Annotated in this window: 13 protein-coding genes, 1 tRNA gene and 1 pseudogene; 8 read left to right on the top strand and 7 right to left on the bottom strand. The window is 58.6% G+C overall.

Annotated features, from left to right (window positions below; all coding sequences use genetic code 11):
• Both DUT91_RS18320 and DUT91_RS18315 read right to left on the bottom strand, forming a co-directional pair.
• Positions 1-1,146, bottom strand: a complete 1,146-nt coding sequence (locus DUT91_RS18320; protein WP_114441948.1) for a CobW family GTP-binding protein — start codon at positions 1,144-1,146, stop codon at positions 1-3.
• Positions 1,146-2,285 carry a D-alanyl-D-alanine carboxypeptidase family protein gene (locus tag DUT91_RS18315; protein WP_114442095.1) on the bottom strand — a complete coding sequence of 380 codons (1,140 nt, stop codon included), beginning with the start codon at positions 2,283-2,285 and terminating at the stop codon, positions 1,146-1,148. The genes DUT91_RS18320 and DUT91_RS18315 overlap by 1 nt, the downstream gene beginning before the upstream one ends.
• A 278-nt stretch (positions 2,286-2,563) precedes the next feature.
• Here DUT91_RS18315 and DUT91_RS18310 point away from each other — a divergent pair, with 278 nt between their 5' ends.
• From DUT91_RS18310 to holA, 6 genes are all read left to right on the top strand, one after another.
• The gene (locus tag DUT91_RS18310) at positions 2,564-3,727 is read left to right on the top strand and encodes a M20 aminoacylase family protein (RefSeq protein ID WP_114442094.1); all 1,164 of its coding nucleotides are present in this window, start codon (positions 2,564-2,566) and stop codon (positions 3,725-3,727) included.
• Positions 3,728-3,807: 80 nt separating this feature from the next.
• Positions 3,808-3,884: transfer RNA gene (locus DUT91_RS18305), tRNA-Arg, on the top strand.
• A gap of 234 nt (positions 3,885-4,118) precedes the next feature.
• A complete protein-coding gene (locus DUT91_RS18300; protein WP_114441947.1) occupies positions 4,119-5,072 on the top strand; it encodes an ABC transporter substrate-binding protein in 954 nt (317 codons plus the stop codon).
• Positions 5,073-5,223: 151 nt separating this feature from the next.
• The gene (locus DUT91_RS18295; RefSeq protein WP_114441946.1) at positions 5,224-6,105 is read left to right on the top strand and encodes an ABC transporter permease; all 882 of its coding nucleotides are present in this window, start codon (positions 5,224-5,226) and stop codon (positions 6,103-6,105) included.
• Positions 6,102-6,896, top strand: coding sequence for an ABC transporter ATP-binding protein (locus DUT91_RS18290; RefSeq protein ID WP_114441945.1), 795 nt, complete (start codon positions 6,102-6,104; stop codon positions 6,894-6,896). The genes DUT91_RS18295 and DUT91_RS18290 overlap by 4 nt, the downstream gene beginning before the upstream one ends.
• 77 nt (positions 6,897-6,973) lie before the next feature.
• Entirely contained in the window at positions 6,974-8,020 is a 1,047-nt protein-coding gene (gene holA, locus DUT91_RS18285) for a DNA polymerase III subunit delta (RefSeq protein WP_114441944.1), read from the top strand.
• Positions 8,021-8,072: 52 nt separating this feature from the next.
• Here holA and DUT91_RS18280 read toward each other — a convergent pair whose 3' ends face one another.
• The 5 genes from DUT91_RS18280 to mnmE all read right to left on the bottom strand — a co-directional run bounded on the left by DUT91_RS18280 (position 8,073) and on the right by mnmE (position 13,856).
• Positions 8,073-8,951: a ParB/RepB/Spo0J family partition protein gene (locus DUT91_RS18280; RefSeq protein ID WP_114441943.1), complete on the bottom strand. Its 879-nt coding sequence runs from the start codon at positions 8,949-8,951 to the stop codon at positions 8,073-8,075.
• A 39-nt stretch (positions 8,952-8,990) separates the two neighbouring features.
• Positions 8,991-9,788, bottom strand: a complete 798-nt coding sequence (locus tag DUT91_RS18275; RefSeq protein WP_114441942.1) for a ParA family protein — start codon at positions 9,786-9,788, stop codon at positions 8,991-8,993.
• A 21-nt stretch (positions 9,789-9,809) separates the two neighbouring features.
• Complete coding sequence (gene rsmG / locus DUT91_RS18270; RefSeq protein WP_114441941.1) at positions 9,810-10,481, bottom strand: 16S rRNA (guanine(527)-N(7))-methyltransferase RsmG; 672 nt, start codon at positions 10,479-10,481, stop codon at positions 9,810-9,812.
• On the bottom strand, positions 10,478-12,391 hold the full coding sequence (mnmG, locus tag DUT91_RS18265; protein WP_114441940.1) for a tRNA uridine-5-carboxymethylaminomethyl(34) synthesis enzyme MnmG: 1,914 nt from the start codon (positions 12,389-12,391) through the stop codon (positions 10,478-10,480). Before mnmG ends, rsmG begins: the two co-directional genes overlap by 4 nt.
• 133 nt (positions 12,392-12,524) lie before the next feature.
• Positions 12,525-13,856 (bottom strand): tRNA uridine-5-carboxymethylaminomethyl(34) synthesis GTPase MnmE, encoded by a 1,332-nt coding sequence (mnmE, locus tag DUT91_RS18260; RefSeq protein ID WP_114442093.1) that lies wholly within the window; start codon positions 13,854-13,856, stop codon positions 12,525-12,527.
• A 90-nt stretch (positions 13,857-13,946) separates the two neighbouring features.
• Between mnmE and DUT91_RS27490 the strand changes: the two are divergent.
• Positions 13,947-14,689: pseudogene (locus DUT91_RS27490) on the top strand (thioredoxin domain-containing protein).
• Positions 14,667-15,458 (top strand): thioredoxin domain-containing protein, encoded by a 792-nt coding sequence (locus DUT91_RS27485; RefSeq protein ID WP_425373815.1) that lies wholly within the window; start codon positions 14,667-14,669, stop codon positions 15,456-15,458. The pseudogene DUT91_RS27490 and the gene DUT91_RS27485 overlap by 23 nt, the downstream one beginning before the upstream one ends.
• Positions 15,459-15,487 lie beyond the last annotated feature (29 nt).

Raw genomic sequence — 15,487 nt, 5'->3', positions numbered from 1 at the left:
TCAGACACTGCCGGAACGGCCTGGAATCGCCAGCGGATTGTCGGTCAACGCCATGCGATCCGGCATGTCGATCTGGACATGGCCGAGAAACGCATCGAACAATTGCCTGACATAGTTTTCCGGCAAATCCTTCGTGATCATCACCAGCCGCGTCTCGCGCTTTCCCTCAGGCCAGGCGGGCAAACGCGCCGGCGGGTGAAATATCTGCTGGACGCCATGGATGACCAAAGGCCGGTCAGGATCCTCGGCGATCTCAATGATGCCCTTCACCCGCAATAGCTTTTCGCCATGGGTCGAGCGCAGGAGATCGATGAACATCTCGAAAGTCGAGAACGGAACGGGCTTGTCGTGCTTCAACGAAAAGGAACGGATCGAGGCATCGTGACGATTGACGTCGTGATGATGGTGATGATGATCCCCATGCCCGCCGTGATGATGATGGTGCCCTTCAGCTTCCCTCCGCTCGAAGGCTTCCGCATTGAGCCAGCGCTGGACATTCGTCGACTTCGTTTCCGGGTTGTAAACACCGCATTCGAACAGCGTCGCATAATCGGCGCGCCGATCGCCGACATCGATCACATCCGCCGCCGGATTGAGCCCTGAAAGCCGGAGCCTGAGATCACCGAGAGCGGCACGCGCTGCCGGCAGATCGGTTTTGGTGACGACGATCCGGTCGGCGACCGCCGCCTGCTTCACCGCTTCGATATGGGCATCGAGCGTCGCCATGCCGTTGACTGCGTCGATCGTCGTAATGACGCCGTCGACACGGAAGGCCTGCATCAGGACCGGGTGCCCCATGATCGCGTGCAGAACGGGAGCGGGATCGGCGAGCCCCGTCGTCTCGATTACGATCCGCTTCAGCCGCTTGATCTGTCCCGTTTGCAACCGGTCGACGAGACTGGCGAGCGTATCGACCAATTCGCCGCGCACGGTGCAGCACAGGCAGCCATCCGAAAGCTCGATGATGCCTTCGCTCGACTGCTCGACCAGCAGGTGATCGATGCCGACATCGCCGAACTCATTGATGATCACCGCCGTGTCGCTCAACGCCGGATCCTTCAGGAGCCGGTTCAAGAGCGTCGTCTTGCCAGAACCGAGAAAGCCGGTCAGCACCGAGACGGGAATGGGATGGGCAGGAAAATTCATCAGTTCACGGCAGTCAGCGTCGATGGAGAAGGACGATTGGGACGCGGCAGCGGAATCGGGATCTGCGAAACGGCCATCACCCCGGGCTTGCTGGCAGCTTTATTGCCGGCGATGACGGCAGGACCGGCAATGAGCCCGACCGGAACGGCCTTGGGCGCGTGCTGCATCGCATGGATATAGGGAGAATTGATCTTCAGCTTGCCCTCGACATCCCTGCCGTCCCAGCGGTCGGCCAGGGCCTGCTGGTTGCAGAGCGCCGCGCGCATATCGGTTGCCTGCGCCAGGTTGGCGCCATAGGGGGTCAGCGTTGCCAGGGTAGGCGCGGCGGCGGCATTCGTCCTGAAGCCGTCAGTGATGAGTTGTGCGGCCTTGACCGCCCGCGTCTCCTGGCGGGGTTCCCCAAGGACAACCGCCAGGATCGTGCGGCCATTGCGGGTGGCGGAGGCAGCCAGATTGAAACCGGAGGCACAGACGAAGCCGGTTTTCATGCCGTCGGCGCCGTCGAACCGGCCAAGCAGTATGTTGTAATTCGCCTGGATTTTCTTGCCTTTGCCGGGATCGATCGCCTCGGTCCCGAAATAATGGGCATATTGCGGGTATTCGCGGCGCAGTTGGGTCGCCAGCACCGCCAGATCCCGCGCGGTCGAATAATTGTTGGGATCATGCAGCCCGTTCGGGTTGGTGAAATGCGAGCCAAACATGCCAAGGCGCTGCGCCTCGGCATTCATCCGCTGGACAAAGTCCGCTTCTGTGCCGCCGATCGCTTCGCCGACGGCTACAGCCACATCATTGGCCGACTTGACCAGCATGATCTTGAGCGCCGAGTCCAGCGTCATCACAGAACCGGGCTTGTAACCCATCTTGCTCGGTGGCTCCTTGGACGCATTGAGCGTCATGCGTACCGGTGAATCCAGCGTCACCTGGCCGCTGGTCAGCGCCCGGAAGGTCACATAGGCAGTCATCATCTTGGTAAGCGACGCCGGATACCAGCGGGCGAAAGCATCTTCATGGGAGAGGACCTTGCCGGTTCCGACATCGACCGTGATGGATGGGGCGGCAAATGCAGGGGCGACCCCCGCCCCAGCAAACATTCCCCCGAACACCACGGTCATCATCCAGATTGTCAGAAGTCTCGACATTTCTCTCGCACTTTCGAAATTCAAAACCATTTGGCCGGTTCCCGCCTATTTTGGACGGGAACGGAGTGAATAAGCCTCAATCCGAGGGCTCCGGTTTACTCGCACCCGCCTTGCTTCGGATAAAGACACGAGGTGGACAGGGCTTCACGTCGAACAGCAATGGCCTTATCTATCCCATGTGGCATAGAAAAGGCAAAGTGCCATTGCCGCACTTCACCGAAACGTCATATCCTTGATACCTACATTTTCTCGATATCCATAACATGCCGGAGCCCGAAATGCCCTTGTTGAACCGTGCCGTCGAAATGCAGGAGGAGGTGTCGGGATGGCGCCGCCATCTCCATCAGAACCCGGAACTGCTTTACGACGTCCATGAGACCGCGCGTTTCGTCGCCGAGAAGCTGCGGGCATTCGGCTGCGACGTTGTGGAAACAGGCATAGGCCGCACCGGCGTGGTCGGCATCATCCACGGCAGATACGCTGACGGGACGACCATCGGCTTGCGGGCGGATATGGATGCCCTGCCGATCACCGAAACGTCCGACAAGCCATGGAAGTCACAGACCAGAGGCCGCGCCCATGCCTGCGGCCATGACGGCCATACCGCCATGCTGCTCGGCGCTGCGCAATATCTCTGCGAAACGCGCAATTTCGGCGGTTCGGTTGCAGTGATCTTCCAGCCGGCCGAGGAAGGTGGCGCCGGCGGCCTCGCCATGGTGAAGGACGGCATGATGGACCGCTTCAACATTTCCGAAGTCTACGGCATGCACAATATGCCGGGTATTCCGGTCGGCGCATTCGCCATTCGCAAGGGCCCGATCATGGCCGCGACCGACGAATTCACCATCCATATTAAGGGCAAGGGGGGACATGCGGCGCAGCCGCATCGCACAATCGATCCGATCGTCGCGGGCTCGCAACTGGTCACCTTCCTGCAAAGCATCGTTTCGCGCGGTGCCGATCCACTCGACGCGCTGGTCGTTTCCGTCACCAAGTTCCACGCCGGCGAAGCCTATAATGTCATCCCCGAAACGGCAGAACTGGCTGGCACGGTGCGTACGCTCAACGGCGAAATGCGCGATTTCGCCGAAAACCGGCTGCGCAGCCAGGCGGCAGCCATTGCCGCCGGTATGGGCGCGCAGATCGACGTGCACTATCATCGCAATTATCCCGTGACCTTCAACCATGACGGCGAGACCGACTTCGCCGCCGGCATCGCACGCAAAGTGGCGGGTGAAGCCAGGGTCGACACTTCGATCCCGCCGATGATGGGCGGTGAGGATTTCTCCTATATGCTGGAAGCCCGGCCCGGCGCCTTCATTTTCATGGGCAATGGCGACAGCGCCGGCCTGCATCACTCCGCCTATGATTTCAACGATGACGCCATCCCGCATGGCATCAGCTATTGGGTGACGCTGGCGGAAACAGCACTTGCCGCCTGACGTCTGTGCCGGGAAAACTCCCCATCCAGCGGCTTGCAGGCTTGGCTAACGCAGCGAAAAACAGTATGTGTCGCTCGTGTGGTCCCGTAGCTCAGTAGGATAGAGCATCAGATTCCTAATCTGAGGGTCACTGGTTCGAATCCAGTCGGGATCACCATTCGATCGCGGTCCGTCCCGGACACATCGGTTCCTCGTCCCAAACGGTCGACGAAGAAGCTGCGCCTCTGGTATTATTCGCAGCTTTGTATTATTTGCATGACAAAATCTCCTCGCTTGAAGATACTCCCAAAAATCGGGGGGAAGGATGAGCCGCAGCGTCCTTGATGACGCGTTGATTTCATTTACCCGCTTCAATAAGACGCTTTAGACGACGCTAAATAGGGAGATTTTCATGCGTTCGATTATACTGGCGCTTTTCGCCGCCACGGCTCTTGCAACACCGGCTGCAGCGCGCGACGTGACTGTAGCCGTAACGGCCATCGTCGAGCACCCCGCGCTCGATGCGACGCGTGACGGCGTCAAGGAAGCCTTGGCCGAAGCCGGTTTCAAGGAAGGCGAAAATCTCAAGTTCATCTATGAATCCGCGCAGGGCAATGCCGCCACCGCCGCGCAGATCGCCCGGCAGTTCATCGGCGACAATCCCGATGTGATCGTTCCAATCTCCACCCCCTCCGCCCAGGCCGTGGTCTCCGCAACGCGCGACATACCTGTCGTATTCACCGCCGTATCCGATCCGCTCGGCGCGCAGTTGGTGAAGGATTTGGAGAAGCCGGGCGGCAATGTCACCGGCCTTTCCGACATGTCGCCAGTGGCCGATCACGTCAAGCTGATCAAGGAAATCCTGCCCAATGCCAAGACCATCGGCTTTCTCTATAATTCCGGGGAAACCAATTCCGTCTCGCTTCTCGCCGCCTTGAAGGAAGCCGCCTCCGCAGCCGGCCTGTCGGTGGTTGAATCGACCGCCACCCGCTCCGCCGATGTACAGGGCGCTGCGCGTGCGCTCGTCGGACGCGCCGACATCATCTACGTTCCGACCGACAACACGATCGTTTCGGCACTGGAAGGCGCGGTTGCAGTCGCGGAGGAAAACAAGATCCCGCTTTTCACCGCTGACACCGATTCAGTCAATCGAGGCGCAATTGCCGCCCTCGGCTTCAACTATCATGATGTCGGCAAGCAGACCGGCGCCATTGTCGCCCGCGTTCTCAACGGAGAAAAGCCGGGCGACATCCCGGTCAAGATCGCAGCAGGTACCGATCTCGTCGTTAATCTCGTTGCCGCGAAGAAGATGGGCGTGGAACTGCCGCAGGCCCTCATCGATCGCGCCACCAAGGTTATCAAGTAAACGATACCTCTGGACATCTGCACGATAATTTTCCATTGAACACGGCGGCGGACTTCCGCCGCCGTGTTCATATCAGCGCCGTTCTCCATATCGGGACAACGCCCGTTGCACATGGTCTGCCCGCAGGCCGGTATTTGAAGGATCGTTCACAGTGAGCCAGATCGCCTTTTGGGGTGCGGTCGAGCTAGGTCTCGTCTTTTCCTTTGTCGCAATTGGCGTCTATCTCGCCTTTCGCGTGCTCGATTTTCCCGATCTCACCGTCGACGGGTCGTTCCCGCTCGGCGCGGCCGTCACCGCTGTTCTGATTATCGCAGGCATGAATGCCTGGCTGGCGGCAGGTATCGCCATGCTGGCCGGCGCCGCTGCCGGACTTGTCACGGCTACTTTGAACGTCCGCTTTCGCATCCTTAATCTCCTCGCATCGATCCTGACCATGATCGCGCTTTTCTCGGTCAATCTGCGGGTGATGGGCCGCCCGAACGTCGCCTTGATCAACCAGGACACCATGATCTCGCCCTTCTACGGGCATGGCCTTCCGGATTTTTACGTCCGCCCGCTGTTCGCGGCCGTCCTCGTCGCAGCCGCCGTCCTGCTGGTCTGGCGCTTTCTGGAGAGCGATATGGGCCTTGCCATGCGCGCGACCGGCGCCAATCCGCGCATGGCACGCGCCCAGGGCGTCAAGACAGACAGGCAAATATATCTCGGAATGGCACTTTCAAATGCCCTGGTTGCGTTGGGAGGATCGCTGTTCGCCCAGACCAACGGCTTTGCCGATGTCACCGCGGGCGTTGGCACCATCGTCGTCGGCCTGGCGGCGGTCATCATTGGCGAAACGCTGTTTCGCAGCCGCCTTTTGCTGGTCGCGCTGCTTGGCTGCGTCGGCGGATCAATCATTTACCGCATTGCCATCCAGTTTGCCCTGTCGAGCGATTTTCTCGGCCTCAAGGCGTCGGACCTCAATCTGGTTACAGCCGTCCTCGTCACCGTCGCGCTGATCTTGCCGCGCCTTCGCCGTGGAGGAGCCGCCGCATGATCGAGATATCGAACCTCGGCGTTATCTTCGGGCGCGGCACGCCGCTACAGAAACAAGCGCTGTCCGGCGTCAATTTGACCATCGATCAAGGAGCTTTCGTCACCGTCATCGGCTCGAACGGAGCCGGTAAATCGACGCTGCTTGGCGTTCTGGCCGGCGACATCTTGCCGACGGAAGGCAAGGTAATCATCAGCGGCAAGAATGTTACCCGCAAGCCGACGGCCGACCGGGCCGGACTTGTCGCGCGGGTATTCCAGGATCCGCTGACCGGCAGTTGCGGCGCGCTGACCATCGAAGAAAATCTGGCGCTCGCCGCAGCGCGCGGCAAGCGGCGCGGCCTGGCGCCGGCGCTGGGCAGCAACCGCCGCGCCTATTTTCATGAGCGCGTCGCCGCGCTCAATCTGGGGCTCGAAAATCGCATGCATGATCGCATGGATCTCCTCTCAGGCGGCCAGCGGCAGGCCCTCTCACTGGTCATGGCGACGCTTGCCGGCTCCGAGGTCCTGCTTCTCGACGAGCATACGGCGGCGCTCGACCCCGGAATGGCCGAATATGTCATGGAACTGACCCAGTCGCTGGTGAACGAAAACAAACTGACCACATTGATGGTGACCCATTCGATGCGCCAGGCGCTGGATTTCGGTACGCGCACTATCATGCTGCACGGTGGCAGCATCGTGCTCGACGTCACCGGCGATAACAGGAAGAACCTCGGCGTGGAGGATTTGATCGAGATGTTCCGCCGCGTCCGTGGCCAGAATTTGGACGATGATGCGCTTTTGATCGAGTGATCTGCAACGCCGGTCTTGTCCTGCAGATCGGGCGCTAAACGGTTCCATTCGGCCACGACTTGTTCTAAGCAAAGCCCATGGCGCAGAAGAAATCCCACGAAGTCGACGCTTTTCTCGGCGGGTCCGACAAATCATCGGTAATCGTGCTTGTCTATGGCCCCGACAAGGGGCTCGTCAGCGAACGCGCCGCCCGGTTCGCCAGATCGACAGGCCTGGCGCTTGACGATCCCTTTGCCGTCATCCGCCTTGAGGCGGACGCTATCGACTCCGATCCGGCGAGGCTCTCGGATGAAGCCCGGACCATTTCCATGTTCGGCGGCGAACGGTTGATATGGGTACGCAACGCCGCCGGCCAGAAGGGGCTGGCCGATGCCGTCAAGCTGTTGGTGGCAGAGCCGCCGACCGACACGCGGATTCTCATCGAAGCCGGTGACCTGAAGAAAGGCGCCGCATTGCGTACGATTGTCGAAGGCGGCTCCTTCGCCATGGCGCTGCCCTGCTATTCCGATGACTCGCGAGGAGTGGACGCGGTCATCGATGACGTTCTTTCACGCGAAAAGCTGCAGATCACGCTCGAGGCGCGGCAGATGCTGCGCGACAATCTCGGTGGTGACCGCCTAGCGACGCGTGGAGAACTGGAAAAGCTGTGCCTCTACGCCCATGGCCAGGAACGCATAACCGCCGATGACGTCCGCGAAGCCGTCGGCGATGTCAGCGCGCTCTCCTATGATGAGATCATCGATGCCATCCTGACCGGGGATATTGCGCGCTTTGGCACGGCCTTCGATCGCGTCGTCAAATCCGGTTCAGCGCCTTTTCTTATCCTGAATGCAGCCATGCGGCAGTTTCAACAGATACAGCTCCTGCGTCATGCCATCGAGCAGGAGCGCAAGCCGATAGCGGCGGCGGTTGCTTCGGCTAAGCCGCCGATCTTTTTCAGCCGTCGCAAACTCGTGGAAAACGCCCTCGGCCGCTGGACCGGCGAAAGCCTTGCCCGCGTCATGGAGCGCCTGCAAAAAACGATCCTGGAAAGCCGCCAGAATGCGGCGCTGGCAATTCCGATCATTCGGCAGACATTGCTTGCCTTCACTGTGGAAGCGGCTCGCGCAGGCCGAAACAGATAATCATCTGTTTCGGAATCAAATCTCCAGTAACTAATTGAATTTCATGACGAAATTAGCTTTGCAGTCGACGGCAGACTTCATCGAGCTGCTCCAGCGAAGCATAGCGGATGCGCACCTCGCCGCCCTTTTCGCGATGATTGATTTCCACCTTCATTCCGGTAACGTCGGATAGAAGCTTTTCAAGCGCCTTCGTATCGGCGTCCTTTTCGACAGATGGGGCCTTTTCCTTGCGATCAGCCCCGCCCTTCCCTTCGGACTGGGTCAACGCTTCCGCCTGCCGTACCGAAAGCCCTTCACGCACGATCCGCTCGGCGAGCACCGCGGGATTTTCCGCTGTCACCAGACAACGGGCATGGCCTGCGGATAGCGCGCCGTCGGTGATCATCTCCTGGACGTTGTCGGGTAGCTTCAGGAGCCGCAGCGTATTGGCGACATGGCTGCGGCTTTTACCGATGACCTGAGCCAGATCGGCCTGCGTATAGTCATGTTCCTCGATGAGTTGCTGATATCCTGCAGCCTCTTCGACTGGATTGAGATCGGCCCGCTGGACGTTCTCGATAATGGCCAGTTCCAACGCGACCCGGTCATCCACATCGCGCATGATGATAGGAAGAACCGTCAGGCCGGCGCGCTGGGCGGCGCGCCAGCGACGCTCGCCGGCAATCAGTTCGTAACGATCGGGAACTCCAGGCGCGGGGCGAACGACGACGGGCTGCACCACGCCATGCTCGCGAATCGATTGCGCCAAATCCTCAAGTTCAAGATCCTTGAAGGCTCGACGCGGATTGCGCGGATTGCGGCTGATGAATTCGATGGGAACATGACGTTCGAGCGGGATCGGCGCTTGTCTGCCTTCCGCCGGACGGTCCATCTCGCCAATCAAAGCCGCCAGTCCCCGGCCAAGGCGCTTTTTGGAAGGATCATCGTTCATCTGCAGCAACTTTCACTATTGTTTCGTATTCGAATCGAATTAGGCGGCGCGCAACCGTCGTTCACGCTGTATGACTTCCGAGGCAAGCTGAAGATAAGCCTGACTGCCGGCGCACTTTAGATCGTAGAGGATCGCTGGCTTTCCGTGCGACGGCGCCTCCGAAACTCGGACATTGCGGGGAATGACCGTCCGATAGACCTTTTCTCCCATAAAGGACCTCACATCATCGACCACCTGCGCCGCCAGATTGTTGCGGCTGTCAAACATGGTCAAGACGATGCCCTGAATCGACAGATCAGGGTTAAGCGAGTTTCTTACCTGCTCGACAGTCTCCAGAAGCTGGCTGAGCCCTTCCAGGGCGAAGAATTCACACTGCAACGGCACCAGCACGGAATCGGCGGCCGCCATCGCATTGAGCGTCAGGAGGTTGAGCGACGGCGGACAATCGACCAAAATATAAGTGTAGCGCTCTGAAACTTGCGAATCGAAACGCAACGCATTGCGCAGGCGGCGCGTTCGGTCCGGCGCCTGCGCTATTTCCATCTCTATCCCGAGAAGATCGAGGGTTGACGGGACGATATAGAGATTGGGCACATCCGTTGCCACGGCAGCTTCCTGTACGGACGCCGCCTGCGTAAGAACATCATAGGAGGAATGCGCACGGTTGCGCCGGTCGATACCGAGACCGGTGCTGGCGTTGCCCTGTGGATCCAGATCGACGATCAGCACCATCTCGCCGATCGCCGCCAGCGCTGTAGCCAGATTGATGGCGGTCGTCGTCTTGCCGACGCCGCCTTTCTGGTTGGCAATCGTTATGATACGAGTCTTGTTTGTCATCGCTGTCGCCTCGGCTCCTGCTTATGCCATCGGGATTTGGCGCGAAATGCGATCGCTCTGCCTGATATTCCTCAAATTGCTAATTTGAAGAATAACCGACTCTTCCCCGACAGCACTTGGATGTTCTACCAGATCGTATGTCCACTCGTCATGGCTTTCATCGATTTCACGGCGATAATCCCGCCCTTTTTGAAATAGCGCGGTGGCGCCTGATGTCAGCCAAGGTTCGGTCAGCGATAATAAAACGTTCAGAGGCGCCAATGCCCTGGCGGTAACGACATCAGGCGTCTTTATCTGCCCCCAAATCGTCTCGATCCGTTGCGCATGCACCCTGCCCGGGGCTTTAGCCTGGGCAATTGCTGTTCGCAAGAATGCTGCTTTTTTGCCGTTGCTTTCCACGAGGTCGATCGATGAGTCCGCCCGCTCCTTGAGAAGAATCGCCAGAACAACGCCCGGAAATCCGCCGCCGGAACCGAGATCGAGCCATTTACGGGCCTGGGGAGCCAGAGAAAACAGCTGTACACTATCAAGAATATGACGCTCCCACAGGCCTGGAAGAGTCGAGGGAGAAGCAAGATTGATGGCGGATGACCATTTCCGAAACAGAACTTCAAAGGTCTCAAGCGTTTCGACTGTTTCACGTGAAACAACCGGAACGAGATTCCGCAGTTGCAGATAACGTTTTTCGATCACGCGACATCCTGCCCGTGTGCTTCGCGTCCATGTCCCACAGTATCCTCTACGCCACGCCGCGTCCCATGACGCCGTATCTGTGTTATGATCAAGGCCAAAGCGGCCGGCGTCATGCCATCAATCCGCTGCGTTTCGGCGACAGATTTCGGCCGTCGCTGCGTAAGTTTCTGCTTCAGCTCATTGGATAATCCGGCAACTGACCCAAATTCAATATCGTCCGGTATCAGCAGACGTTCCTCTCGCTCCATGATAGCAATGTCCGATTGCTGCCGGTCAAGATATACCGAGTACTGCGCCTCGACCTCCAGCGCCTCCCGAGTAGCAGGATCGAAAGACTGCAACTCCGGCCAGATCGCAGCAAGTCTCTCGAGATCAATGCCGGGATAGGCCAGTAGATCGTAAGCTGATCGGCGGACGCCGTCCTTGTTCAGTTGAAACCCATATTTATCAGCCATGTTCGGCGAGATCGACAATTGCTGCACCTGGCGCCGCGCTGTGTCCAGCTTGCCCTCCCGTTCTGCATAGCGGGTTCTTCGCAAACCACCGAGAATCCCGAGCCTGTCGGCCAATGGCGTCAGCCTCTGGTCCGCATTGTCAGCCCGAAGTGAAAGCCGGAATTCCGCCCGCGACGTGAACATACGATATGGCTCACTGACGCCACGCGATGTCAGATCATCGACCATCACTCCGAGATAGGCTTCCGTTCGATGGAGTATAGTGAGTTCCGCTCCGCTTGCTCGACGCGCAGCATTCAATCCGGCTAACAACCCCTGCGCAGCCGCCTCTTCATAACCGGTCGTGCCGTTGATCTGCCCGGCAAAGAACAGACCACGAATCTTTCGGGTTTCCAGGCTGCGCTCCAGTTCGCGCGGATCGATAAAATCATACTCGATCGCATAGCCGGGTTGCAGCATCACCGCATGCTCCAATCCGGGAATGGTCGCTAGCAGCTTTAACTGAACATCTTCAGGCAACGAAGTCGAAATGCCGTTCGGATAAACTGTTTGGTCGTCGAGCCCTTCCGGTTCCAGGAAAATCTGGTGTCCGTCGCGGTCTCCGAATTTGACGATCTTATCTTCAACAGAAGGACAGTAGCGCGGTCCGATCCCTTCGATGGAACCGGAATACATCGCCGAACGGTGCAGATTCTCGCGTATGATCGCGTGGGTGACCGGCGTGGTTCGCGTAATGCCGCAATCGATCTGCGGTGTGGCAATGCGGTCGGTCATCAAGGAAAATGGCACCGGCACATCGTCCGGCTTCTGCATATCAAGGCCATTCCAATCGATTGTACGGCCATCAAGACGCGGCGGCGTACCCGTCTTGAGGCGACCGAGTGTGAAGCCTTGCGCCTTCAGCGTGTCCGATAGCCCAAGCGCTGGTTGCTCACCCATCCGTCCGGCGGGGATTTTCTTCTCGCCTATATGAATAAGCCCGCGCAGGAACGTGCCTGACGTTAAAACCACAGCGCCAGCGTTGAAAACCCGCCCATCTGTTAGTTTAACGCCGACGACCGATTGCTCCTCAATCACCAGATCATCGACGCCGCCTTCAATGATAACGAGATTCTCCTGCGCGCGTATCGCATCCTGCATCGCCAAGCGATAGAGTTTGCGGTCGGCTTGTGTCCGGGGGCCACGCACCGCCGGACCCTTGCGTCGATTGAGAAGACGGAATTGAATGCCCGCCGCATCAGCCACGCGCCCCATAAGGCCGTCAAGCGCATCAATCTCGCGGACCAGATGCCCCTTTCCCAACCCGCCGATCGCTGGATTGCACGACATGACACCGATGGTATCAAAACGATGCGTGACCAGCGCCGTGAGCGCGCCGAAGCGAGCTGACGCAGCGGCGGCTTCGCAACCGGCATGTCCACCACCGATAATGATGACATCGAATTTCTGTATCATATGCTCACTCTCTGGGAGAGCTCTGGTCATGCGCGCTTCGTGGAGTCAAGTCAAGTCCGGAGATTCCACAGATGTTTCACGTGAAACAAATACGTGGCTCAGTCAGTGCATGAAGCCGGATGTTTCACGTGAATCATTTCCCGATGCAGAATTGTGAAAAGATTACGTCGAGAATATCCTCCACATTGACATCGCCGGTGATTCGACCGAGAAACTGCGAAGCTCGACGCAGATTCTCCGCCCTAAGCTCCAGAGGCAGGTCCTCCTGTGTGAGGGCCTCGTTGATTTCACCCACGGTAGCCTCAAGCAAGTCCATATGCCTGCGACGTGTCGGAACGACATTGCCGATGCGGCCTGCCTTGTCCTCGGCGAATCGAGTGATCGCTGCAACCAGCTCATCCATGCCTTGGCCAGTGCGCGCTGAAATCAAATATCTCCATCCATCCTGATCGTGCGGTTCTGCCAGATCTTTCTTGTTTCCGACTCGCCACATCTCTCCATCAAAGTCCGGCAATGGAACGGATTCCGGCGAGCGCATATCCTCAAGAAGCAACACCAGGTCGGCGGAGTTGGCGCGAGCGCGAGCGCGCTCGATGCCCATCCGCTCCACAATTCCCTCCGCCTCCCGCAGTCCGGCCGTGTCGGCTAGAAAAACTGGAATCCCGCCGAGATCCAGCTTCACCTCTATCAGGTCGCGTGTCGTTCCGGCCTCTTCGGATATAATTGCGACATCGCGCCCGGCGAGCATGTTCAACAGGCTGGATTTCCCCGCATTGGGCGCCCCTATAATAGCTACATGCAACCCGTCGCGAAACACTGCCGCCCTTCTCCCGTCTGCCAGATGTCTGCTGATCTGGTCCGAAAGGAGCTTCATCGCCTCCCAGACCTTGGTGGAAACTGATCCGGGTACATCCGATTCATCAGCGAAATCCAGCTCTGCCTCGATCAAGGCCCGCCCCTGAATGAGCTCCCGACGCCAATCCATGTAGAGGTCGCGCTGTGCGCCGGATGCAACCTGCAATGCCAGCCGCCTCTGTCCCTCAGTCTCCGCCGAAACGAGATCAGCCAGGCCCTCAGCAATCGTCAAATCCATCTTGCCGTTGGCAAAGGCGCGGCGGGTAAACTCACCGGGTTCAGCCATCCGACAATGTTCGAAACTAGAAAGTTCGCGCAGAAACCGGTCAATGACGGCTATTCCGCCATGAAGATGAAATTCCGCGCAATCTTCGCCCGTAAAGCTGTGCGGTCCCGGAAAAAACAGGAGAAGCCCTTGGTCCAGCAGTTCGCCCTCCTGGGAGCGGAACTGGCGGTAGGCAGCCCGTCTCGGCTCCGGAAGCGTCGTGGAAATTGTTTCGACTACGAATCGAACTTGCGCTCCCGATAAACGAACGACAGCCACGCCCGAGGGCAGCCGTCCGCTCGACAAGGCAAAGATAGTATCCGGGAACCCTATTTGCGGTATCATCATTATCCTTCCAGGTGCAGATCGGAAGTTCAGATCCGACATGCGGGGTGATTACCCTCTCGCCATCGCGAAAGAAAGGCTGTTCACAAAATGCCCCTTCCTACCAAGAACCGGCTGGGCGACCAGTCCAGCGCCTATCTGCGTCAGCACGCCGATAACCCGGTCCTTTGGCGGCCATGGGGCCGTGACGCGCTTGACGAACCAAACGGGAGAGACGACCCATTCTCCTCTCTGTCGGCTATGCTGCTTGTCACTGGTGTCACGTCATGGCGCATGAATGCTTTGAGGATCAGGAGGTTGCCGAAGTCATGAACCGCCTTTTCGTCAATGTGAAGGTCGATCGTGAGGAAAGGCCCGATATAGACCAGATCTACATGGCGGCGCTGACCGCCATGGGCGAGCAGGGCGGTTGGCCGCTGACTATGTTTCTGACGCCCCAAGGACTGCCATTCTGGGGTGGAACATATTCTCCGAAGCACCCGCGATACGGGCGGCCTGGCTTTATCGATATTCTGCATTCCATCCACCGCGTCTGGGACCAGGATAAGGAACGTATTAACCATAACGTCGCAGCGATTTCGAATCATATAGAAGCCCGCCTTGCAGGCACAGCCGCCCCGTCCATGCTGGACATGTCAGCAGCCGACGCATTTGCCGATCAGGTCTATTCGATGATGGACAGGGTAAATGGAGGGCTGCGCGGCGCGCCAAAGTTTCCCAACGCCCCATTCATGGACGCATTGTGGCTATCCTGGCTGCGGGGGTGGTACCCCGGATCACCGGGATGCTTTCATCCTCAGCCTGGAGATCATGCTGCAGGGCCGGATCTATGATCATCTTGGCGGTGGTTTGGCCCGGTACAGCGTCGATGATCGCTGGTTGGTGCCGCATTTCGAGAAGATGCTTTACGATAATGCGCAGATGATCCGCCACGCCAGCTGGGCCTACGCCTCCAACGGCAATCCATTGTTCCATATCCGAATCGAAGAGACGGTAGATTGGCTGATGCGGGTAATGCGCCTGCCAAACGGCACCTTCGCCTCACGCCTTGATGCCGACAGCGAGGGAGAAGAAGGCAAGTTCTACGTCTGGTCCGCCAGTGAGATCGACAAACTTCTGCCTGACACATCGCTCTTTAACGCGCGATATGATGTGACACCGCAGGGAAATTGGGAGGGAAAGACGATCCTCAACCGGCTACGGTCACGTCAGTTTGCCGGCTCCGACGAAGAGCCGTCCCTGGCAGCGGACAGGCAGAGGCTTCTTGCTGCCCGTGAAAACCGTATCAGGCCCGGGCGCGATGATAAGGCGCTTACCGACTGGAACGGGCTTCTCATCCGATCATTGGCAGAAGCCGCACGGGTTTTCGCGCGCACGGATTGGGCCGAAATCGCAGAGAAGGCCTATCGTTCCATAGCCGAATCGATGCGGGAAGGCCGTCTTCCACACTCGGTTATGGGGCAATCCAAGCTATTCCCAGCTCTCTCGAGCGATTATGCGGCAATGATCAACGCCGCCATATCGCTCTACCAGATAGCACAGGACAAATCTATCTCGATGACGCCAGGCATTTCCTCGCGCAACTCGATCGCTGGCATATAGCCGAGGACGGTGGCTACAATCTCTCAGCC

It is taken from the genome of Paramesorhizobium salinisoli (genome assembly GCF_003335045.1).
In the GTDB taxonomy this organism is placed as follows: domain Bacteria; phylum Pseudomonadota; class Alphaproteobacteria; order Rhizobiales; family Rhizobiaceae; genus Paramesorhizobium; species Paramesorhizobium salinisoli.
Note: the sequence above shows the minus strand (reverse complement) of the source record. Positions and strands in the feature narration are given on the sequence as shown.